Here is a 22,049-nt window from a genome sequence, read left to right as displayed (position 1 = left end):
GGTCAGTTGGCGGGCCGCGCCTTGCGGTGGCCGCCAATGGCCGCGATAAGAATCAGGCCCATCAAGGCCAAAGCCAGTTTGTCGCCAAAGCGCGCATACGGGGTCAGCCCTGTCATGCCTTGCACCGATACCGGCAGCACGCCGGGCTGCAACGGCGCAAGCTGCGCCGCCACGTGGCCCTTGGCGTCGATCGCGGCGGTAATGCCGGTATTGGTGGCCGTCAGCATGGGCCGAGCGGTTTCCATCGTGCGCAGGCGGCCGATCTGCAAGTGCTGGCGCAACGCCCACGAATTGCCGAACCAGCCCAGGTTGCTGACGTTGACCAGGATGGTTGCGCCCGGCTCGCCATTGGCGCCCGGCTGTAGCGCGGGCAAGAGGTCGGGGCCGAACAGGTCTTCGTAGCAGATGTTGAACGCGATGTGCTGGCCGCCCACCGGGAAGGGCGTCTGACGCGGCGCGCCGCGATCGAAATCGCCCAGCGGGATGTTCAGCATGTCGACAAACCAGTGAAAGCCGGGCGGCACGTATTCGCCCCATGGCACCAGATGGCGCTTGTCGTAACGCATGGCCGTGCTGCCGGTCAGCAGTTGCTGGACCGGCGTGTTGCCGTCGAATCCCACCACGCTGTTGGTGTAGCGGTCGCGACCATTGACGCGATCATGCAGCGGCACGCCCATCGCAATGGTCATGTTGCCGCGCGCGGCCACGCCACGCCAGGCGTCCCAAATGCGCGGATCCAGCTGGTCCTGGAAAACCGGCATCACGGTTTCGGGAAGAATCACAAGCTGCGGCGCCGGCACGCCGGGCGCGGGCGGCAACGCGGTCATTTCCAGATGGCGCACCAGGCTTTGCTCCAGCAGCGCGGGGTCGAACTTTTGCGATTGCTCGATGTTGCCCTGGATCAGCCTGACGTTAAGCGGGTCGCCGGTGGGCGAAGACCAATCGATGCGCGACAGCGGCCAACCCACGGCGGCCAGTGCCACCGCGACGCCCGCCGCCAGGGCCTGGCGCGAGTCCATGGCCTTTTTGCGGGACGGCTGCCACAGGCTGGCGATGGCGGCGGCAGCGAACGCAGCCACAAAGGCCATGCCGTGCACGCCAAGGATGGGCGCCCATCCCGCAATCGGGCTGTCCACCTGCGCGTAGCCGATGTTCAGCCACGGGAAGCCGGTCAGCAAAACCGCGCGCAGCCATTCGAAGGCGGCCCACAGGGCGGCCCAGGCCAGCGTGGATGACAGCCTGCCTAGCGGCGTGGCGCCCGCCGTCAGCGGAACGTAGCGGCGCGTCAGCGCACTGGCGGTGGCGGGGAACAGCGCCAGGAAGGCGGACAGGGCCAGCACGCCGGCCACGGCCAGCGGCGCGGCCAGATCGCCGTAGCGATGCATGCTGATGAACAGCCAATACAGGCCCACCGCGTAGGTGGCAAAGCCGAATAGCCAAGCGCGCAGCCAGGCTTGCGTGGCCGACGGCGCGGTCAGCGTGACGCGCGCCGCGATGGCCAGCATCAGTATCTGCGTGATGGCCAGCGCCCAATCCGGCAGCGGGCCGGGTGCGAAGGTCAGGGCGTGCACGGCGCCCGCCAGCGTCAAGCCGGCGGCGCCGCGCAGGAGGATGCTGCGCGGGGTACGGCTCATGCGTCGTCGCTGGGGCGGGAGGATTGGGCAGGCACGTTGCGCTTGACGCGCAACCAGATGGCGCGGCGGGCGTCACCGCGAGCCACTTCCAGGCGCAGGCCGTCGAATTCGGCTACGTCGCCACGGCGCGGAATGCGGCCCAGCTGGCCCCCCATCCAGCCGCCCACGCTGTCGTATTCGTCGTCAGGCAACTGGCAGCCGAAGACCTCGTTGAAGTGCGAGATGTCGGTGGCCGCCATGACGCGCCACTGGTTTTCGCCTTCGGGGAAGATCTCGTCTTCTTCGGTTTCGTCGAATTCGTCTTCGATGTCGCCGACGATCTGTTCCAGCACGTCTTCCATCGTGACCAGCCCGGAAATGCCGCCATGCTCGTCAATGACGATGGCCTGGTGGTTCCGGCTGGCGCGAAATTCGTGCAGCAGCACATTCAAGCGCTTGGACTCGGGGATGAACACGGCGGGGCGGACCAGGGTGCGCAGTTCGATGCCGGGTTCCAGCATGCAGCGCAGCAAGTCTTTGGCCAGCAGGATGCCGATGATGTTGTCGCGATCACCCTCGTACACCGGGAACCGCGAGTGCGCGGTTTCAATGACGGAGGCCACCAGGTACGGGATGGGCTGCGTGACGTCCAGCAGGTCCATGCGCGAGCGCGGAACCATGATGTCGCCGACGGTGCCTTCGGACACGGCCAGCGCGCCCTTGATCATCTTGTAGGACTCCGCATCCAGCAGGTTGCGGTCGTGGGCAGCTTCCAGAATGGCCTTGATGCCTTCGCGGTCCTCGGGCTCTCGGCGCACAAGGGAAAGCAGGCGGTCTAGAAGGGATTTGGTGGCGGGTTTGGATGAGCGAGCAGAGGTCGCTTCAGGAGCAGGGTAAGGGTCAGACATCGTCCGGGAGGACAAGTTATGGAGGGGCCAGCATAACCGAAACTGGCGTGGGTTTTGTAACGACGGCCCTGAAAATGCGGGCAAACGACGACATCTGCGCGTTGCTTGACGCCATTTTTCGCCAGAAGCTAGGGGTTGACCCGAGGGGCCGCAAGCGGCATGCCCGAACGCACGGCGGCGTTCGACGCTCGGGTGGCCACGGCCTGCCGGACCTTGCCTAGTCGGCCGCCACGTACGGATCGGCAATGCCCATCTGCGCCAGCGTGGCCGTTTCCAGGGCTTCCATGCGCTTGGCGTCGCGCGCCTTGATGTGGTCGTAGCCCAGCGCATGCAGCACGCCGTGAATGGTCAGGTGCGCGGCGTGCTCCAGCAGCGGTTTGCGCTGTTCGCGCGCCTCGCGCACCAGCACCGGCACACACATCACGATATCGCCGCGCGCCACACCCAACGGGTCCACGCCGTACTCGAAGGTGAGGACGTTGGTGGCGTAGTCGCGTTCGCGGAAATCGCGGTTCAGGCGCCGGCCCTCGGCCGCGCCGACCAGGCGCAGGCTGAGTTCCGCAGCCGAAAAATCCACCAGCCCGTCTTCGGCCGCCGCCGCCAGCGCACGCTCGGCCCACCGGCGCAGGCGCCAGCGGGGCAGGCGGGCTTCCTCGACCCCGTACTGCACGGACAGGGACAGATCAGGCTTCATTTTCAGAGGCGCGATCGTAGGCGTCGACGATGCGGGCCACCAGCGGGTGGCGCACGACATCGCGGCTGGTGAAGCGGGTGGTGGCGATGCCCTGAACGTCTTCCAGCACCTTGACCGCATGGGCCAGGCCGCTGTCCTGACCGCGCGGCAGGTCCACCTGCGACGGGTCACCGGTGATGACGGCCTTGCTGCCGAAACCGATCCGTGTCAGGAACATCTTCATCTGTTCCGGCGTGGTGTTCTGCGCTTCGTCCAGGATAACGAACGCGTGGTTCAGCGTGCGGCCGCGCATATAGGCCAGCGGCGCGATTTCGATGGTCTGCTTTTCGAACAGGCGCTGCACCTTTTCAAAGCCCATCAGGTCGTACAGCGCGTCGTACAGCGGGCGCAGATACGGGTCTACTTTCTGGGCCAGATCACCGGGCAGAAAGCCCAGGCGCTCGCCGGCTTCGACGGCCGGGCGCGTCAGCACCAGCCGCTGCACCGTATCGCGTTCCATGGCGTCGATGGCGCAAGCCACCGCCAGCCAGGTCTTGCCCGTGCCGGCCGGCCCGACGCCGAACGTGATGTCGTGCTTCAGGATGTTGTTCAGGTAGTCGCGCTGGCGCGGCGTGCGCGGGCGCAGGTCACTGCGCTTGGTGCGCAGCGCGATGCTGTCGCTGTCGTCGTCCAGGGCCGGCAAGGCATCGGCCTCGCGCACCTGGGCTTCCTGCGGCTTGTCTTCCTGGCGGCCAACGCCTATTTCCACCAGGCCCAGCTGGATGTCATCGATCGACAGGGCGCGGTGCACGGCTTGTTCGTGAAAGCGTCGCAAGACCCGGCCGGCCAATTCGGCGCGTTCGCCTTCGATGGTGACGCGGCTGCCGCGACGCGACAGGTTCACGCCCATGCCGTCGGCCAGCTGGCGCAGGTTCTCGTCCAGGGGGCCGCACAGATTGGCCAGGTGGGTGTTGTCGCCGTCCAGGTTGACGACGGCGGGCATGCTGCGACGGGCGCGGGAACGGGGAGTGGTCATTCGGCCTCTTGGGGAACGCGGTCTACATCGGCCACCCGGGCGCGCAACGAATTGGTGTGCGCTTCGGTGATGATGACGTCGACCATTTGTCCGATGAGCCGCGCGGGCGCGGCGAAGTTCACAATGCGGTTGTTCTCGGTGCGGCCCATCAGTTCGTTGGGGTCGCGGCGCGAGGGGCCTTCCACCAGCAGCCGCTGGCGGGTGCCGACCATGTTGCGGGCGATGGTGGCCGCCTGCTCGTTGATCAGCGCTTGCAGGCGCTGCAAGCGGCGCAGCTTGACGTCTTGCGGCGTGTCGTCCGTGAGGTCGGCGGCGGGCGTGCCCGGCCGGCGCGAATACACGAACGAGAACGAGGTGTCGAAGCCGACGTCTTCGATCAGCTTCATGGTTTTTTCGAAGTCTTCTTCCGTTTCGCCGGGAAAGCCCACGATGAAGTCGGACGACAGCGTCAGGTCGGGGCGGGCCGCGCGCAGGCGCCGCACCACCGACTTGAATTCCAGCGTGGTGTAGCCGCGCTTCATGCCGGCCAGCACGCGGTCGCTGCCGGCTTGCACGGGCAGGTGCAGGAACGACACCAGCTTGGGCAGGCGGGCGTAGGCGTCCACCATGCGCTGGGTCATTTCCTTGGGGTGCGACGTGGTGTAGCGGATGCGTTCGATGCCCGGGATTTCGTGCACGTATTCCAGCAGCATGGCAAAGTCGGCGATCTCGTCCGAGCCTTCCATCTTGCCGCGGTACGCGTTCACGTTCTGGCCCAGCAGGGTCACTTCCTTCACGCCCTGATCGGCCAGGTCGGCCACTTCGATCAGCACGTCCTCGAAGGGGCGCGACACTTCCTCGCCGCGCGTGTACGGCACGACGCAGAAGCTACAGTATTTGCTACAGCCTTCCATGATGGACACGAACGCCGTGGCGCCGTCCACGCGCGGGGGCGGCATGTTGTCGAACTTTTCGATTTCCGGAAAGCTGATGTCCACTTGCGACCGGCCCTCGGCGCGGCGGCGCGCGATCAGGTCGGGCAGGCGGTGCAGCGTCTGCGGGCCGAACACCACGTCGACATAGGGCGCGCGCTTGACGATGGCCGCGCCTTCCTGGCTGGCCACGCAACCGCCCACGCCGATCACCAGGTTGGGATTGGTCTTTTTCAGGTGCTGCACCCGGCCCAGGTCCGAGAACACTTTTTCCTGCGCCTTTTCGCGCACCGAACAGGTGTTGAACAGGATGACGTCGGCTTCTTCCGGGTTGTCGGTCAGCTCCAGGCCCTGGTCGCCGCGCAGCACGTCGGCCATCTTGTCCGAGTCGTACTCGTTCATCTGGCAGCCAAAGGTGCGGATGTACAGCTTGCGGGGGGAACCGGTGCCCGCGTCGGCGGCGGCAGTGTCCGGAAGGGCGGCGGCGGCGGAATCGCCGGCGCTGGGCGCGTTGGCGCGCTTGAGGGAGGTAGCTTGCATGAGTGTCGCCGTGACGGGTGTAGATCCCGGGGGCTGAAAGGGGTGGAAAGGCGGAATTTTAACCTTTGCCGGAAAATTGTTTCTTGGCCCCGCGGGTAGGTCGCCGTTACGATAGCGAGCCGGCTCGATTCCCGCCGCAAGTAATATTCCCGTTTCCCCTTAAGCGTTCCTCTTTTCCCGTAAGCGGCACCGATGACACCGAACCCCCTGACGCCCCAGGCCGCCGCCTCCGTGCCCCCTGCCGCGCCCGGCCCCGCCGTGCAAAACCAGATCCGCAACCCATTTTCCTGGACGACCTGGCTGTTGCTGGCCGCGGCCCTGGCGTTGCTGGCCGGCGCGAGTGCGCGCTGGGTGGACCTGCCCCTGGCCATCTGGATCAAGCAGTCGGTGTCCGCCGGCGTGAACGAATCTTTTGAATGGGTGGGCGAATTGGGCGAAAGCGGCCCGTACATCGGCGTGGCGCTGGCTTTCTACGTGGTCGGCTTGATCGGCCTGGCGCGTGGCTGGCGCAACCCGCTGCGCATGAGCTATTCCAGCATGGCGCGCGGCAGCTTGCTGATGCTGTCGACCATGGCCGTGGGCGGGGTGGTCGTGTTGTTGCTCAAGCGGTCGGTGGCGCGCGCGCGTCCCGAGTTGTTCTTCGAAAAGGGCATCTACGGGCTGGGCGAATCGTTTTCACGCGCGCAGCAGTTCAATTCGTTTCCGTCCAGCCACACCTATGCGGCTTTTGCAGTGGCCGTGGTGCTGAGCATCCTGGCGCCGCGCTGGCGCGTGGTGTTTCTGCTGCTGGCCGCGCTGGTGGCGATGAGCCGGCTGGTCAACCTGGACCACTACCTTTCCGACGTGATGACTGCGGCCGGCATCGCGGTGCTGGTAGGACATCTGCTGGCGCCCCGCGTGTTGGGCAGCCAGTATCAATGGCCGCTGCGCGCGCCTTGGCGTTGGTGGAAGAAAGCTTGAACCCGGGCGCCCGTCAAACAAGGGCCGCGACAACATCGCGGCCCTTGTTTTATCGCGCATCGCTTATGCAAAGTTGACGACCACGCGTCGATTCGTGCGGCTTTTCTTTTCGATCTTGGCGATGGCCACCGCGCCGATTTCGCCGGTGTTGCGCACGTGGGTGCCGCCACAGGGCTGGCGATCCACCCCGGGGATATCCACAATTCGGATCTTGGCCGTGCCCGTCGGGGGCGCCGCGCCCACCGTGCGCACCAGGTCGGGCTGCGCGGCCAGTTCTTCCGGGGTGATGCCGGTGACGGTGACGTCCAGGCCACGGTTGATCAGCGCATTCAGGCGCTCGGTCAGCTCGGCCTTTTCCAGGGTGGATTCCGGCAGGTCGAAATCGATGCGGGCAGAGTCGGCCGAGATGCTGCATCCGGTCACGGGGGCGGGCACCAGCGCGCCCAGCAGGTGCAGACAGGTGTGCAGCCGCATCAGGCGATGGCGGCGCGGCCAGTCGATGGCCACGGTGACGCGGTCGCCCACTTGCGGGGGCGTGTCGCCGTCGGCCAGGCTCAGCACGTGCAGGATGCGCTGGCGGTCGTCCGCGTAGACCGTGTCCGCCAACGTCAGCACGCGTCCGTCCGTCAGCGTCAGCGTGCCGCTGTCCCCCGCCTGCCCGCCGCTACGCGCATAGCAAACGGTCTCGTCCAGCTCGACGCCTTCGGGGCTGACGGCTGTGATGGTGGCCTGGCATTGGTCCAGATAGGGTTCGTCGTCGAAACGTTTGCGGGTGGCGGTGGCTGTGGCGATGGCTGTCATGCGGGGTCTCCGGTTTGAATGCGATGTGCGGGCGGTTACGCCAGGGTCTTCTGCCCTTGCGGCGTGTCGATCAGCGCGGTCAGGCGCGGCTGCCCGTCGGTTTGTTCCAGGTCGATCAGGGTGTCCGCACCCATCCAGGTCAGCCCCTGGCGCAGCAGGCCGGCCTGCGGGTGGCATCCCGTCAGGCGCACCAGCGTCAACGGTTGCGGCGGCAGGCTGACGCCGGGGTAGGCGTCCACATCCCATTGGATCAGCGTAGGCAGCAAGCCGTCGCCGGCCGCGTGCCCCGCTTCGCGCCACGCCGGCAGGCTGCCGTCGTCCGGCACCGTCAAGCGCCAGCGCAGATCGCCGCGCGTCATGGGGATGACGGGGGCGATACGTTCGGGGTGTTCGGCCTGCATGCGCGTCAGGTCCAGCGGCGCTTGAACGCGCGCGGCCCAATGCGCCAGGAAAGGGCCCTGTTGCAAGCGCGCGCGCATGTCGCCCTGGTCCAGCCCGAACCAGCGCGGCCGCTCGGGTGCGGGCGCGTCCGGGTCAATGGCGATGACCTCCAGATACATGCCGCCCGCCATGCCCAGCACGCGGTTGTGGGTGCCCATGCGCGGATGCGCGCCGCCGCCTTGTGGCGCGATGCCCAGCAGCCCGGCGACATATTCCGTACCGCTGGCAAGGTCCGCCGCGGCGATGACGAGATGATCAATGGTGAGTTTCATGGGGACCTATGGTAGCGAATGCCGGCGGATTCGTACCCGCATGAATATATCTGTTCGGATATAACCGTCAATACGCCCCGCGGCGAGAACGGCGAAGGCAAGCACTTCGGGCCAACGCGGCTAGTCGTAGCGGCCGCGGATGGTCGACGTGCCTTGCACGCCGCCCCAAAAGCAAAAACCCGTCGCGCATGCGACGGGTTTTTGTTTGCAGCCCGACCGGGACCGGGATCGGGATGGGGGGTCAGCGGGCAGGAATCAGGCGACTTCGCCTTCTTCGCCTTCCTTCTTGACCGGCTTGATCAGGTCTTCGCGCTTGACGCCCATCCACATGGCCAGCGCGGCAGCGACGAACACCGACGAATAGATGCCGAACCAGATGCCGATGGTCAGCGCCATGGCGAAGTAGTGCAGGCTGGGGCCGCCGAAGAACAGCATGGCCAGCACCATCATCTGCGTCGAACCGTGGGTGATGATGGTTCGCGAAATGGTCTGGGTGATGGCGCTGTTGATGACTTCGGTGACGTCTGCCTTGCGGTACTTGCGGAAGTTCTCGCGGATACGGTCCATGATGACGACCGATTCGTTCACGGAGTAACCCAGCACTGCCAGCACCCCCGCCAGCACCGCCAGCGAGAACTCCCATTGGAAGAACGCGAAGAAGCCCAGGATGATCACCACGTCGTGCAGGTTGGCGATCACGCCGGCGACGGCGAATTTCCATTCGAAGCGAAAGCCCAGGTACACCATGATGCCGATGACCACGACAAGCAGGGCCATCAGGCCGTTGTGCAGCAGTTCCTGGCCCACCTGCGGCCCGACGAATTCCACGCGGCGCAGTTCAACGCTGGAATCGGCCGTCTTCAGCGCGGCCAGCACGCTTTCGCTTTGCGTGGCCGACGTTTGGCCTTCCTGCAGCGGCAGGCGGATCATGACGTCGCGCGAGGTGCCGAAGTTCTGCACCTGGAAGTCGGAATAGCCCAGCTTGGACACCACGCCGCGCACGTTTTCCAACTGCGCCGTCTGGGCGTAGTTGACTTCCATGACCGTGCCGCCGGTGAACTCGATCGACAGGTGAAAGCCGCGCGTGACGATGAAGAAGATCGCCAGCGCGAACGTGACGAGGCTGATGATGTTCAGCACCAACGCATGGCGCATGAACGGGATGGTGCGGTGAATACGGAAAAATTCCATTTTTCGCCTTCGGTTCTTTTTATGGCGGACGGCTGTGGGCCGTCCGCCTTATTGTCAGTTTGCCTTCGGTTTCCAGATCTCGCCGATGGAGATCGAAGAGAGCTTCTTCTTGCGGCCGTAGTACAGATTGGCCAGGGCGCGCACGCCCACCACCGACGAGAACATCGACGTCAGGATGCCCAGGCAGTGCACCACCGCGAAACCCCGGATCGGGCCCGAACCGAAGGCCAGCAGCGCCAGCCCGACGATGAGCGTCGTGAGGTTCGAGTCTAGAATCGTGCCCCAGGCGCGTTCGAAACCTTGGTGGATGGCCTGCTGCGGGGTTGCCCCGGCGCGCAGTTCTTCCCGTATCCGCTCGTTGATCAGCACGTTCGAGTCAATGGCCATACCCAGCGTTAGCGCGATAGCGGCAATACCCGGCAAGGTCAGAGTGGCTTGCAGCATGGACAGCAGCGCCAGAAGCAGCAGCACGTTCAGCGTCAGGCCCACCGTGGAGAACACACCGAACAGGTGGTAGTACAGGATGATGAAGACGGCGATGGCCAGGAAACCGTACAGCGTCGAATGGAAGCCCTTCGAGATGTTGTCGGCGCCCAGGCTCGGGCCGATGGTGCGTTCTTCGATGATCGACATCGGTGCGGCCAGCGCGCCGGCGCGCAGCAGCAGGGCGGTGTCGGCGGCTTCTTCGGAGCTCATGCTGCCCGAGATCTGCACCTGGCCGCCCGCGATTTCGCTGCGGATGACCGGCGCGGTGACCACTTCGCCCTTGCCGTTTTCAAACAGCAGGATGGCCATGCGCTTGCCGATGTTGTCGCGCGTGACGTCGCGGAAGATGCGCGCGCCCTTGGAATCCAGCGTCAGGTGGACGGCGGCTTGCTGGGTTTGCGAATCACGGCCCGGCTGCGCGTCTTGCAGGTTTTCACCCGTCAGCACGACCTGGCGGCGAACCAGGATCGGACGGCCGTCGCGGTCGTTGTAGCGTTCCAGGCCAAAGGGCACGGTGCCGCCCAGCAGCGCGGCTTGCGCGGTGGGGGTGTCGTCGACCATGCGGATTTCCAGCGTGGCGGTGCGGCCCAGCAGTTCCTTGGCCTTGGCCACGTCCTGCACGCCGGGCAGTTGCACCACGATGCGGTCCGCGCCTTGTTGCTGGATGACCGGTTCGGCCACGCCCAGTTCGTTGATGCGGTTGTGCAGGGTGTTGATGTTCTGCTTCAGCGCGGAATCCTGCACGCGCTGGACGGCGGCCGGGTTCAGGGCGCCCAGCAGCACTTGCTTGCCGCCTTCTTCGCGTTCCGTGAATTCCAGGTCGGGCAGGCGGGTGCGCAGGGTGGCGATGGCGCGGTCACGGTCGTCGGTGTTGGCGAACGTGGCGGCAACGCCCATGCCCGAGCGCTCGACGCCGGCCACGTTGACCTTTTGGTCACGCAGCACGGAACGCACATCGGCGGCCAGGGAGTCGTAGCGGGCGGTCAGCGCGCCTTGCATGTCCACTTGCAGCAGGAAGTGCACGCCACCGCGCAAGTCCAGGCCCAGGTACATGGGCTTGGGGGCGAACCAGCCCATCGCGCGCATCCAGGCGGGCGAGGCGGGCAGCAGGTTCAGCGCCACGGTGTAGTGCGGGTCGCCGGCAACGGTGTTCAGGGTTTTGTCGAGCAGGTCGCGCGCCTGCAGTTGCAGGTCGGTCGAGGGGAAACGGGCGCGCACGGTGCCGAGCGTGCCGTTTTGTTCGTAGAAGACGCCTTCGTTCGGAATCTTGGCGTCGGTCAGGATTTGATCGACCCGGTTCAACATTGCCGCGTCCACCTTGATGGTGGCCTTGGCGCTGGAAACCTGGACCGCGGGCGACTCGCCGTAGAAATTCGGAAGCGTGTACAAGAGGCCAATGATGACCGCGATCAGGACCGTAATGTACTTCCAGAGGGGATAGCGGTTCATTGCCGGCTACTTCATGTCAGGGTGATAAAAGGGCCGCCCGGGCGATGAACGCGGCGGGCGGCGGTGGGTCCCATCAAACGTAATAAGAGCCCGACGGGGCTCCTATTAGACGCTTAAAGGGCCTTGATGGTTCCTTTAGGAAGCACCGTCGAAACCGACGACTTCTGCATGATGACTTCAACGGGCTTGTCGGCCAGTTCGGACACTTCAACGGTCACGTAGCTGTCGTTGACCTTGGTGACCTTGCCCAGCATGCCGCCGGCCGTGACCACTTCGTCGCCCTTGGCCAGGGCGGCGATCAGGTTGCGGTGTTCCTTCTGACGCTTCATCTGCGGGCGGATCATCAGGAAGTAGAGGATCACGAACATCAGGACGATGGGCAACATGCCCATCAACGCATTACCTTCAGGGGCGGCGGCTTGTGCCACGACGAGGCTTGCGGTATCGATAACGGACATTGAATTCTCCTGCGTTTAAGTCTGTGTGGGTTGTTTGTTGCTACGGCCAGCCATGCCCGGGTTCTCTATGTAACCGTGGGTCATTGCCAAACCCCTTAGCTGTGTTGTTATGCGCCCATCCCCGCGCGAGCCATGGATAGGGCAAGCCGACTATTGTATCTATGTTATTGCCGGCCTTTCACTAGGGATGGATCCCAATCTATGGGGACGGAATCCCGATAAAAAAGACCCCCCCTGGAAAAAGGCCCGGTTATTCGATGCCGCGCGCCCGGTCGGCGGCGAACTGCGCGCGCCAGGCGTCAAAGCGTCCTTGCCCGATGGCTTCGCGCATTTCCTGCATGATCGTCAGGTAGAAATGCAGGTTGTGCAGCGTGTTCAGGCGCGCGCCGGTGATCTCGTTGGCCCGTTGCAGGTGGTGCAGGTAGGCGCGCGAGAAGTTGCCGCAGGTGTGGCAGCCGCAGCTGGGGTCCAGCGGGCGGGTGTCGTCGCGGTACTTGGCGTTGCGGATCTTGACGTCGCCAAAGCGCGTGAACAGCCAGCCGTTGCGCGCGTTGCGGGTGGGCATGACGCAATCGAACATGTCCACGCCACGGCTGACGCCTTCGACCAGGTCTTCCGGTGTGCCCACGCCCATCAGGTAACGCGGCGCCTGGGCCGGCAGCTTGGGCGTGACGTGCGCCAGGATGCGCATCATGTCTTCTTTGGGCTCGCCCACCGACAGGCCGCCGATGGCGTAGCCGTGAAAACCGATGTCTTGCAGGCCGGCCAGCGATTCGTCGCGCAGCGATTCGTACATGCCGCCCTGCACGATGCCGAACAGCGCGTTGGGGTTGCCAAGGCGGTCGAATTCGTCACGCGAGCGGCGCGCCCAGCGCAACGACATGCGCATGGACCGGGCGGCTTCCTCGACCGTGGCGGGGCGGCCGTCGATTTCGTACGGCGTGCATTCGTCGAACACCATCACGATGTCGGAATTGAGCGAACGCTGGATACGCATCGATTCTTCGGGCGTCAGGAACAGCCGCGCGCCGTCGATGGGCGACGCAAACTTCACGCCTTCCTCGGTGATCTTGCGCATGCCTTGCAGGCTGAACACCTGGAAGCCGCCCGAGTCGGTCAGGATGGGCTTGTCCCATTGCATGAAGCCGTGCAGGCCGCCGTGCTTTTCCATGATGTCCGTGCCCGGACGCAGCCACAGGTGAAACGTGTTGCCCAGCACGATCTGCGAGCCAATCTCTTTAAGCTCGTGCGGCATCATGGCCTTGACGCTGCCATAGGTGCCCACGGGCATGAAGATGGGCGTCTCGACCACGCCATGGTTCAGCGTGATGCGGCCGCGGCGGGCGCCGCCGTCGGTGGCTAGCAGTTCAAAGTTCAGACCGGTCATGGGGCGGGGGACTCGATAAACATGGCGTCGCCATAGCTGAAGAAGCGGTAGCGCTGGGCCACCGCATGGGCGTAGGCGCGGCGGATCGGCTCGACGCCGGCCAGCGCCGACACCAGCATCAGCAGGGTCGACTGGGGAAGGTGAAAGTTGGTGACGAGGGCGTCCACGACGCGGTACCGGTAGCCGGGGGTGATGAAAAGGCGGGTGTCGCCCTGAGCGGCGGCCAGCGGCAGGCCGGGGGCCGTGCGCCCTTCGGTTTGCGCCGCCGCCGATTCCAGCGCGCGCACGCTGGTGGTGCCCACGGCGATCACGCGGCCGCCCTTGGCGCGGGTGGCGGCGATGGCGTCCACCGTGGCCTGCGGCACCGTGAACCATTCGGCGTGCATGATGTGGTCGGCCAGGTTGTCGACCCGCACCGGCTGGAAGGTGCCCGCGCCCACGTGCAGCGTGACAAAAGCGCGCGCGATGCCCAGGTCGGCCAGGCGGTCCAGCGTGGGCTGGTCAAAGTGCAGGCCGGCCGTGGGGGCGGCCACCGCGCCGGGCTCGCGGGCGTAGACGGTTTGATAGCGGTCGTCGTCGCCCGCGTCGGCCGCGTGCGTGATGTAGGGCGGCAGCGGCGTGGCGCCGTGCGCGTCCAGCAGGTCCAGGACCGGGCCGGGAAAGCGGATATCGAAAAGCTCGCCTTCGCGGCCCAGCACGGTGGCGTCGAAGGCATCGGCCAGGCGCAGCACCATGCCCGGGCCGGGCGATTTGCTGGCGCGCACATGGGCCAGCACGCGGTCGGACTCGGTGATGCGTTCGACCAGCACTTCGATCTTGCCGCCGGTGATCTTATGGCCAGCCAGCCGCGCCTTGATGACGCGGGTGTCGTTGAACACCAGCAGGTCGTTCGGCCGCAACAGGCCGACCAGGTCGGCGAACTGGCGGTCGTGCAGCTGGCTGGCTGCGTCCAGATGCAGCAGGCGGCTGCCCGTGCGCTGGGCGGCGGGCGTCTGCGCGATAAGTTCTGGCGGCAGCTCGTAATTGAAGTCGGAAACGGTCAGGGACTGGGTCACGCGGGTATCTGCGGGTATCTGTCTGTCAGGAGGGGCGGCCCGGTAAACGCTGATGGCGGCGGCCGGGCTAGCTCGGGGCAACCGGCTATTGTAAAGGCGAAGGTTATCAGGGTCGGATCTGCCCGCCGCCCGCAACCGTCCCAGGTTTTGTATGCTCTCGGTCTTGAGAGCAATAGCAACCGGTGGACAAGGCATGACGGGACAAGCGATGAAGCGGTGGGGCGGGCTGAAGCGGTGGCTGGCCGGCGCGCTGGTGGCCCTGTCGGCCGGCAGCGCCTGCGCGCAGGTCCAGGGCCTGCCGCCCAACGTCGTGAATGCCTGGAAGGCCAGCAAGTTGCCCGACAGTTCGCTGTCTCTGGTGGTGCAAGAGCTGGGCGGGCAGCGGCTGATCGCGCTGAACGCGAAAGAACCGCGCAACCCGGCGTCGGTGATGAAACTGGTCACGACGTGGGCCGCGTTGTCCGAGCTGGGCCCGAATTACGTCTGGCGCACCGAATTCATGACGGCGCCCGGCGCCCGGCCCGACGCCCGCGGCGTCCTGGCCGGCCCCCTGTACCTGCGTGCCGGCGGCGACCCTCAATTTCTGATGCAGGACCTGTGGGCGCTGCTGCGCGAACTGCGTCTGCGCGGCGTCAAGCAAATCAATGACCTGGTCATCGACCGCAGCATTTTCGGCCAGGTCGCCACGGACCCGGGCGCTTTCGACGGCGCCCCGGACCGCGCCTACAACGCCAGCCCCGATGCGCTAATGGTGGGTTTTGGCGCGCTGCGCCTGTTGTTCACGCCCGACCCCGTGGCCCAGAAATGGGTGCCGCTGATCGACCCGCCCTTGCCCGGTCTGAAGATTGAAGGCAGCGTGCAATGGAGCGACGTCCGCTGTCCCGGCCCCCCGGTCGTCACGACGGAACCCCTCATTACCCAGCAGGGCGTGACGATCCGGGTCGGCGGCAAGGTGGCCGGGTCTTGCGGCGAATTCAGCCTGTATCGGCTGGCGCTGTCGCAGCCGGATTACGCCACCGAAATCTTTCGCATGTTGTGGAAAGAGCTGGGCGGCACGTTCAAGGGGCAGGTCAAATCGGGCATGGTGCCGGCGGACGCCGTGGTGCTGGCCTCGCATGAATCTCCGACCTTGTCCGAGGTCATCCGCCAGATCAACAAGCGCAGCAACAACGTCATGGCGCGCACGCTGCTGCTGACGCTGGGCGCAGAGCGCGGCCGGCGGCCGGCCACGGTGACCAGCAGCGAGGCGGCGGCCAAGGGCGCCTTGGTCAAGCAGGGCCTGGACATGCCCGAACTGGTCATCGACAACGGTGCGGGCCTGTCGCGAGAGGCCCGGGTGTCGGCCGACAGCCTGGCCTCGATGTTGACCGTGGCGTGGAATTCGCCGGTCATGCCCGAGTACATTTCGTCCTTTGCCATTGCCGGGGTGGATGGCACGGTGCGCCGCCGCCTGAAGGGCGATGGCACGCAGGGCATGGCGCACCTGAAGACCGGCTCGCTGCGCGACGTGCGATCCATCGCCGGCTACGTGCTGGGAGCCAGCGGCAAGCGCTACGTGGTCGTCAGCATCGTGAACCACGAACAGGCGGGGGCCGTCCGGGCTTTCGACGACGCCCTGATCGCATGGCTGGCCGATCAATGAAGGTGGCCCCCACGCGGCGCGCACGATGTGCGCTTGCTGCCCCCCAAGGGCTTTAAACCGATTACGATCCTCAGTTGCGGCATGCGAACGGCCGCCTGAGGCGACAAACCCTGTATTTCAATATTCTGGAGAATTACGCACATGCCCGTGCACGAAATCCGCCACCCGCTGATCCGCCATAAGCTCGGGATCATGCGTCGCGCCGACCTCAGCACCAAGAGCTTTCGAGAGTTGTCGCAGGAAGTGGGCGCGCTGCTGACGTACGAAGCGTCCAAGGACCTGCCGCTGGCGCCCGCCACCGTCGAGGGCTGGTGTGGACAGGTCCAGGTCGAGAAGATCGCCGGCAAGAAGGTCACCGTGGTGCCAATCCTGCGCGCCGGCATCGGCATGCTGGACGGCGTGCTCAGCCTGATTCCCGGCGCCAAGGTCAGCGTGGTGGGCGTGGCCCGCAACGAAGAGACGTTGGAAGCCCATACCTACCTGGAACGCCTGGTCGGCGAGCTGGACCAGCGCCTGGCGCTGATTGTCGACCCGATGCTGGCCACTGGCGGTTCGATGGTCGCCGCTATTGATTTGCTCAAGCGCGCCGGCTGCAAGGAAATCCGCGCCTTGGTGCTGGTGGCCGCGCCCGTGGGCATCGATGCCGTGCTGTCCAAGCACCCCGACGTGCATATCTATACGGCGTCCATCGATGACGGCCTGAACGAACACGGCTACATCATGCCCGGCCTGGGTGACGCGGGCGACCGCATCTTCGGTACGACCCAGAAGACGGTCTGACGGGGGGAGCCCGGCGGGCGACTGTCTGGCGGCCAGGCTGTCTGGCGATCCGGCTAGCTAGTGATCCGGCTACCTAGTGAACCTGCCTAGCTAGCGCCTCGGACGGCTGCCGATCCGGCAGCCGGGGCCCGCGCAACGCAGCTCACGCGCCAGGTGCGCGGACCGCTTCCCCGTCGATGTGTTGGCCGAACCATCGCAGCTTTGGTGCCAGCCCGGCCACCTCACCCACGATCAACAGGGCGGGGGACCGGATGCCATGTTCGGCCGCGAGTTCGGGCAGCGCTTGCAGCGTGCCCGACAGCACCCGCTGTTCCGGCCGGCTGCCGTTTTCGATCAACGCGAACGGGGTGTCGGCTGCGCGGCCATGGCCCAGCAGGCGCCGGGTCAGAAGTTCCAGCTGCCCCACGCCCATATAGAAAGCCAAGGTCTGCTTTTCACGCGCCAGCGCGGGCCAGTCCAGGTTGTCTTCGTCTTCGCGGCAATGCGCCGTGATCAGCCGCACCGATTGGGCGTGCTCGCGATGCGTCAGCGGAATGCCGGCATAGGCCGCACAGGCCAGCGCCGCCGTAATGCCGGGCACCACTTCAAAGCGCACGCCATGCGCGCGCAAATGTTCCAGTTCTTCGCCGCCCCGGCCAAAAATAAAGGCGTCGCCCCCTTTCAGCCGCACCACGCGCTTGCCTGCTTGCGCGTGCTCGACCAGCAGGGCGTGAATGCGAGCCTGGGTAGCGTGATGGTTTTCGCCGGGCAGCTTGCCCACGCAAATGCGGTCGGCGTCACGGCGCGCCAGGGACATGACGTCGTCGCTGACCAAGCGGTCGTAGAGGATGACGTCGGCTTCGTTCAGCGCTCGCAGCGCCTTCAATGTCAGCAGCCCGGGGTCGCCGGGGCCGGCGCCCACCAGCACGACGCTGCCTTCAGCGGGCGCAAGCGGTTTGTCCAGCGCCTGGCTCAGCGCGGCTTCGGCCTGGGCGGGTTGTTGCTGGCGCAGCAGGCCGGCCACTGGGCCGTCCAGCAGCCAGTCATAGAAGCGGCGGCGCGCGCCCAGGTCGGGATGGCTGGCGCGGATACGCTTGCGATAGGTTGCGGCCAACGCGGCCAGCTGGCCCAACGTGTGGTCGAACAGGGATTCGATGCGCTCGCGCACGCGGCGCGCCAGCACAGGCGCCACGCCCGAGGACGAAATAGCCACGATGACGGGCGAGCGGTCGACGATGGACGGCACCTGGAACGACGATAGCTCCGGGTCGTCCACCACATTCGTAAAGATGCGGCGCGCGCCGGCCGCCTCGGACACGGCGGCGTTGGCCGCGCGGTCGTCGGTGGCGGCCACCACCAGCCAGACGTCCTCCAGCCAGGCGGCGTCAAAGCGGCCCGGCATATGTTCAACGCGGCCCTGGGCCACCAGTTCGGTCAATGCCTGCGTCAGTTCCGGCGCGCCCACCACCACTTGGGCAAAGGCTTCCAGCAGTGCAAGCGTTTTGCGTTCGGCTACCGCGCCGCCACCCACCACCAGCACCCGCCGACCCTTCAGGTCAGCAAAAATCGGGAAAAGCTTCATCGTGTGCCCGCCTCGGGCGTACCCGGCAAAATATCCCCCGATCATAGGGACGGGCCTTCATCCCCACAACTTTTGATTTCTTGAATTCATATATCCAGAATTTATTTGGCGGGCAGCGATTAGCCGACACGAGTGGACATATGTCGGGCACGGCAACCGGTGTAGTATCAACCCAGCCGCCGCCAGCCGTGGGTGGCAAGTCCCGAATTCTGGAGTGGTAATTGACGATGCAAAAAATCGCATCCTTGGTGTTGTGCATGGGCGCGGTGGGCGCCTCGGCGTCGGTGCAGGCGGGCGTTTGCGACGCCCAGTTCATGCATGACGGTGGCGCGGTGCAGTTGACCGGCTCGGGCAACCTGTCCCTGGGCGCGGACCTGACCTTCACCGAAGTTACCAAAAGCAATGGCGATAACTGCCGGGCGCGCGTGCAAGGCGTGGCCACGTTTGGCTACGCGGGCCTGCCGCCGGGCAAGTCCAAGCTGGATTACCTGATGACGGTCAAGGGCGGACAGGCCACCTTCCTGCGCTATGCCTCGGCGGGCGAAGCCCCCAAGCCTTCCGAGGGCCAGTTCGACCTGCGCATGCTGGGCTTGTTTGCCTACGACGGCAAACTGAACGCCGGGCAAAAGCTGCCCGGCTCGTCCTTCCGCTTGAAGATCGGCAAAGAAGCGCCGGTCGGGGGCCAGCCCAGCACCACGGTGCGCATCGGCGAGAAAAGCGTGGGCCAGAAAACGTCGTTGAACACGGCGTTGGGCAACCAGTCCTGCCACCCGGTCACCTACACGCGCAACTCCGACCCCACCATGGCGACGTTCCAGGGCCTGACCATTCCGATACCCGGCATGAACACGACGGTCACCGATTGGTATTGCCCGGCGGTGAACCTGGTGATGAAGCAAGACATAGATCAATCAGGCGTGAAATCAGCGGTTGAAATTACGCAGATCAAGTAGCACACGGTATCAAGCACGTCTTGCTGCGGGCAGGGCGGCTGGTATTATATTTTTGTCATAGACACACAACAGGAGCTCAAAAAAATGGCCACGAGAAAATCCGAAGAAGTCGCAAAAGAAAAACTGATCGACAGTGTCAAGACCAGCCTGAACGACGCCGAAAACCTGCTGCGCGAAGCGGCGGGCACCACGGGCGAAAAGGCCAACGAATTGCGCGACCGCGCCATGACCTCGCTCAAGCGCACCCGCGAAGCCCTTTATGAAGCGCAAGACGCCGTGCTCGAACGTGGCCGCAAAGCCGCTCGCGCCACCGACGACTACGTGCATGACAACCCCTGGCAAGCCATCGGCATCGCAGGCGTGACCGGCCTGCTGCTCGGCTTGCTGATCAGCCGCCGCTGATTGGTTTGAACGATCGGGCGGGCAACGTCGGCATGCCGGCGCTGCCCGCCCGCCGTTCCTGACAACATGGGTCTACGAAAATCTGTTTTCGGAGTCGCGTCCAGCCTGGTCGGGCTGTTGCGCACCCGCCTGGAGCTGCTCGCGCTGGAAGCCGCCGACGAAAAGGCGCGCCTGCTCAAGCTGCTGGGCATGGCCTTCGCGGCGTTGCTCTTTTTGACGCTTGCGGTGCTGGTGTTCACGGTAACGGTGGCGGTGCTGTTCTGGCCCACCGAAGACCGCTACATGGCCCTGGGCCTGCTGGCGGCGTTCTACGGCATTGTCGGCATTGCGTTGTTGCTGGTCGTGCGCCATGGCCTGGTCTATGGCGCGGCGCCCTTTGCGGCCACCCTTGACGAGCTGAGCCGCGACGCGGAACTGCTTGAACGGGTGCGCGACGCGCAAGACGACGAGCCCCCGGCGCGCCGACGCGAGGAGGACTGAACCATGTCGAAAAGGTCTCCCACCGTGGATCGCGCCGTGCGCATCGAATTGCTGCGCGCCCGCGCCGCCATCGAACGCGAATCGTTGGTGCATGACATCGTGACGACCGGCCATCGGCTGGAACCCGCTGCGATCATCCGGGGACTTTTACCCCGGCTGGCTGCGGGCGGGGCGTCGCGCTGGGCCTTGCAGGCCATCACGCTGGCGCGTCGTTATCCGGTCGTCACCTCGTCCGTCTCGACCTTGCTGATGCGCGGCGGCAAGCGCTTCAAGCTGCTCAAGATCGCGGGCGGCGCATTGGTCGGCTGGCAGCTGTTCAAGATGTGGCAAAGCTCGCGCCAGGACGACGAATAACGCGTTCAACCTTGCTGCGGCTTGCGCCATAAAAAAGCGCCACAAAAAACCCCGCGATGCATCTGCATTGCGGGGTTTTTTTTGGTCAGTACCAAAGCCTGACCGTGCGGCCACGGGCTGCACGCCACAGCCACAACTACAGGCCCAGCTGACTCCAGATATCGTCCACACGCTTCTTGACGTCGGCATCCATCGTGATGGGCGTGCCCCATTCGCGTTGGGTTTCGCCGGGCCATTTGTTGGTGGCGTCCAAGCCCATCTTGCCGCCCAGCCCCGAGACCGGCGAGGCGAAGTCCAGATAGTCGATGGGGGTGTTTTCGACAAGCAGCGTATCGCGCACGGGGTCCATGCGCGTCGTCATCGCCCAGACCACTTCCTTCCAGTCGCGCGGGTTGATGTCTTCGTCCACCACCACGATGAACTTTGTGTACATGAACTGGCGCAGAATGCTCCACAGCCCGAACATGACGCGCTTGGCGTGCCCCGCGTATTGCTTGCGGATCGACACCACCGCCAGCCGATAGCTGCACCCTTCCGGTGGAAGGTAGAAGTCGACGATTTCCGGCAGCTGGCGGCGCAGTAGCGGCACGAACACTTCGTTAAGCGCCACGCCCAGCACGGCGGGCTCGTCGGGCGGCTTGCCGGTGTAGGTGGAATGGTAAATGGGGTTGCGCCGCATCGTGATGCGTTCGACGGTGAACACCGGAAACCAGTCCTGCTCGTTGTAGTAACCGGTGTGGTCGCCGTACGGCCCTTCCAGCGCCATCTCGTAGTCGCTGTTGGGCGGCGGGTTGACGCCGTCCGGCACCACGGGCTTGACGGCGCGCGGGTCGGAGGAGGGCAGCAGATGGCCTTCCAGCACGATCTCGGCCCACGCCGGTACCGACAGGTTGCTGCCCAGCGCCTGGGCAACTTCGGTGCGCGAACCGCGCAGCAGGCCGGCAAATTGGTATTCGGACAGGCTGTCGGGCACGGGCGTCACCGCGCCCAGCGTGGTGGCCGGGTCGGCGCCCAGAGCGACGGCGATGGGGAACGGCGTGCCGGGGTTGGCCAGCGCGTGGTCACGAAAATCCAGCGCGCCGCCGCGATGCGACAGCCAGCGCATGATGAGCTTGTTCGGGCCCAGCAGCTGCTGGCGATAGATGCCCAGGTTCTGCCGCTTGGCGTTCGGGCCGCGCGTGATGACCAGGCCCCAGGTGAGAAGCGGCGCCACATCGCCGGGCCAGCAGGTCTGGATCGGCAAGCGGGTCAGGTCCACATCCTTGCCTTCCCAGACAATTTCCTGGCAGGCCGGGCTCTTGACGTTTTTCGGGCTCATGTCCCACAGCGCCGCTTTCAGCATCGACACCTTGGCCAGCGCATCGCGCAGGCCCTTGGGGGCTTCGGGCTCGCGCAGCGACGCCAGCAGTTCGCCGATATCGCGCAGTGCGCTGACGTTGTCGGCGCCCATGCCGCGCGCCACCCGGGACGGCGTGCCGAACAGATTGGTCAGCACCGGCATCTGCGCCGGTTGGCCGTCGTGCAGCGCTTTTTCAAACAGCAGGGCCGGGCCTTCGGCGCGCAGCACGCGGTCGGAAATCTCGGTCATTTCCAGCCGGGTGGACACCGGCGCGGCAATGCGTTTGAGGTCGCCCATGCGTTCAAGTTGGGCGAGGAAGTCTCTAAGGTCGCGGTATTTCACTACAGATCCCAGCGA

At 65.5% G+C, this 22,049-nt stretch carries 21 protein-coding genes; 7 read left to right on the top strand and 14 right to left on the bottom strand.

Annotated elements, in window-relative coordinates; genetic code table 11:
* Nucleotides 1-2: 2 nt before the first annotated feature.
* The 5 genes from lnt to miaB all read right to left on the bottom strand — a co-directional run bounded on the left by lnt (nt 3) and on the right by miaB (nt 5,681).
* On the bottom strand, nt 3-1,634 hold the full coding sequence (lnt, locus tag AC0Z35_RS01140; RefSeq protein ID WP_046805234.1) for an apolipoprotein N-acyltransferase: 1,632 nt from the start codon (nt 1,632-1,634) through the stop codon (nt 3-5).
* Nucleotides 1,631-2,521, bottom strand: a complete 891-nt coding sequence (locus AC0Z35_RS01135) for an HlyC/CorC family transporter (RefSeq protein ID WP_485131562.1) — start codon at nt 2,519-2,521, stop codon at nt 1,631-1,633. The genes lnt and AC0Z35_RS01135 overlap by 4 nt, the downstream gene beginning before the upstream one ends.
* Before the next feature lie 217 nt (nt 2,522-2,738).
* On the bottom strand, nt 2,739-3,215 hold the full coding sequence (gene ybeY / locus AC0Z35_RS01130; protein WP_046805236.1) for an rRNA maturation RNase YbeY: 477 nt from the start codon (nt 3,213-3,215) through the stop codon (nt 2,739-2,741).
* Nucleotides 3,205-4,230, bottom strand: coding sequence for a PhoH family protein (locus tag AC0Z35_RS01125; protein ID WP_120156750.1), 1,026 nt, complete (start codon nt 4,228-4,230; stop codon nt 3,205-3,207). Before AC0Z35_RS01125 ends, ybeY begins: the two co-directional genes overlap by 11 nt.
* On the bottom strand, nt 4,227-5,681 hold the full coding sequence (gene miaB / locus AC0Z35_RS01120) for a tRNA (N6-isopentenyl adenosine(37)-C2)-methylthiotransferase MiaB (protein ID WP_046805238.1): 1,455 nt from the start codon (nt 5,679-5,681) through the stop codon (nt 4,227-4,229). Before miaB ends, AC0Z35_RS01125 begins: the two co-directional genes overlap by 4 nt.
* 192 nt (nt 5,682-5,873) lie before the next feature.
* Between miaB and AC0Z35_RS01115 the strand changes: the two genes are divergently transcribed.
* On the top strand, nt 5,874-6,641 hold the full coding sequence (locus AC0Z35_RS01115; RefSeq protein WP_485131563.1) for a phosphatase PAP2 family protein: 768 nt from the start codon (nt 5,874-5,876) through the stop codon (nt 6,639-6,641).
* A 63-nt stretch (nt 6,642-6,704) separates the two neighbouring features.
* Here AC0Z35_RS01115 and AC0Z35_RS01110 read toward each other — a convergent pair whose 3' ends face one another.
* The 7 genes from AC0Z35_RS01110 to queA form a co-directional block, all read right to left on the bottom strand.
* Complete coding sequence (locus AC0Z35_RS01110; RefSeq protein WP_485131564.1) at nt 6,705-7,442, bottom strand: alanyl-tRNA editing protein; 738 nt, start codon at nt 7,440-7,442, stop codon at nt 6,705-6,707.
* A gap of 35 nt (nt 7,443-7,477) precedes the next feature.
* Entirely contained in the window at nt 7,478-8,155 is a 678-nt protein-coding gene (locus AC0Z35_RS01105) for a VOC family protein (RefSeq protein WP_104145556.1), read from the bottom strand.
* Between the two features lie 255 nt (nt 8,156-8,410).
* Complete coding sequence (gene secF / locus AC0Z35_RS01100) at nt 8,411-9,346, bottom strand: protein translocase subunit SecF (RefSeq protein WP_046804350.1); 936 nt, start codon at nt 9,344-9,346, stop codon at nt 8,411-8,413.
* Nucleotides 9,347-9,400: 54 nt separating this feature from the next.
* On the bottom strand, nt 9,401-11,281 hold the full coding sequence (gene secD, locus AC0Z35_RS01095) for a protein translocase subunit SecD (RefSeq protein WP_046804351.1): 1,881 nt from the start codon (nt 11,279-11,281) through the stop codon (nt 9,401-9,403).
* 113 nt (nt 11,282-11,394) lie between these two features.
* Entirely contained in the window at nt 11,395-11,739 is a 345-nt protein-coding gene (gene yajC, locus AC0Z35_RS01090) for a preprotein translocase subunit YajC (RefSeq protein WP_006221220.1), read from the bottom strand.
* A 250-nt stretch (nt 11,740-11,989) separates the two neighbouring features.
* Nucleotides 11,990-13,126 carry a tRNA guanosine(34) transglycosylase Tgt gene (tgt, locus tag AC0Z35_RS01085; RefSeq protein WP_046804352.1) on the bottom strand — a complete coding sequence of 379 codons (1,137 nt, stop codon included), beginning with the start codon at nt 13,124-13,126 and terminating at the stop codon, nt 11,990-11,992.
* Entirely contained in the window at nt 13,123-14,181 is a 1,059-nt protein-coding gene (gene queA, locus AC0Z35_RS01080; RefSeq protein ID WP_120156744.1) for a tRNA preQ1(34) S-adenosylmethionine ribosyltransferase-isomerase QueA, read from the bottom strand. The genes tgt and queA overlap by 4 nt, the downstream gene beginning before the upstream one ends.
* Nucleotides 14,182-14,374: 193 nt before the next feature.
* Here queA and dacB point away from each other — a divergent pair, with 193 nt between their 5' ends.
* The gene (gene dacB, locus AC0Z35_RS01075; protein ID WP_370638726.1) at nt 14,375-15,823 is read left to right on the top strand and encodes a D-alanyl-D-alanine carboxypeptidase/D-alanyl-D-alanine endopeptidase; all 1,449 of its coding nucleotides are present in this window, start codon (nt 14,375-14,377) and stop codon (nt 15,821-15,823) included.
* A 141-nt stretch (nt 15,824-15,964) separates the two neighbouring features.
* Complete coding sequence (gene upp, locus AC0Z35_RS01070; protein WP_046804355.1) at nt 15,965-16,603, top strand: uracil phosphoribosyltransferase; 639 nt, start codon at nt 15,965-15,967, stop codon at nt 16,601-16,603.
* Nucleotides 16,604-16,745: 142 nt separating this feature from the next.
* On the opposite strand, the gene cysG is transcribed toward upp, so the two are convergent.
* Complete coding sequence (gene cysG, locus AC0Z35_RS01065) at nt 16,746-18,164, bottom strand: siroheme synthase CysG (RefSeq protein ID WP_485131565.1); 1,419 nt, start codon at nt 18,162-18,164, stop codon at nt 16,746-16,748.
* A gap of 227 nt (nt 18,165-18,391) precedes the next feature.
* On the opposite strand from cysG, the gene AC0Z35_RS01060 reads away from it, so the two are divergent.
* From AC0Z35_RS01060 to AC0Z35_RS01045, 4 genes are all read left to right on the top strand, one after another.
* Nucleotides 18,392-19,117 carry a hypothetical protein gene (locus tag AC0Z35_RS01060; protein ID WP_082134441.1) on the top strand — a complete coding sequence of 242 codons (726 nt, stop codon included), beginning with the start codon at nt 18,392-18,394 and terminating at the stop codon, nt 19,115-19,117.
* A gap of 84 nt (nt 19,118-19,201) precedes the next feature.
* The gene (locus tag AC0Z35_RS01055) at nt 19,202-19,519 is read left to right on the top strand and encodes an ElaB/YgaM/YqjD family protein (RefSeq protein WP_006221213.1); all 318 of its coding nucleotides are present in this window, start codon (nt 19,202-19,204) and stop codon (nt 19,517-19,519) included.
* A 66-nt stretch (nt 19,520-19,585) separates the two neighbouring features.
* Nucleotides 19,586-19,999: a phage holin family protein gene (locus tag AC0Z35_RS01050; RefSeq protein ID WP_319307513.1), complete on the top strand. Its 414-nt coding sequence runs from the start codon at nt 19,586-19,588 to the stop codon at nt 19,997-19,999.
* Nucleotides 20,000-20,002: 3 nt separating this feature from the next.
* Entirely contained in the window at nt 20,003-20,353 is a 351-nt protein-coding gene (locus tag AC0Z35_RS01045) for a hypothetical protein (protein WP_046804359.1), read from the top strand.
* 136 nt (nt 20,354-20,489) lie between these two features.
* Here AC0Z35_RS01045 and AC0Z35_RS01040 read toward each other — a convergent pair whose 3' ends face one another.
* Nucleotides 20,490-22,034, bottom strand: a complete 1,545-nt coding sequence (locus AC0Z35_RS01040) for a UbiD family decarboxylase (protein ID WP_104145552.1) — start codon at nt 22,032-22,034, stop codon at nt 20,490-20,492.
* Nucleotides 22,035-22,049: the final 15 nt, after the last annotated feature.

The organism is Achromobacter sp. 1L-A-4-B-C2 (genome assembly GCF_057291955.1).
This window is presented reverse-complemented; position numbering and strand designations above follow the sequence as displayed.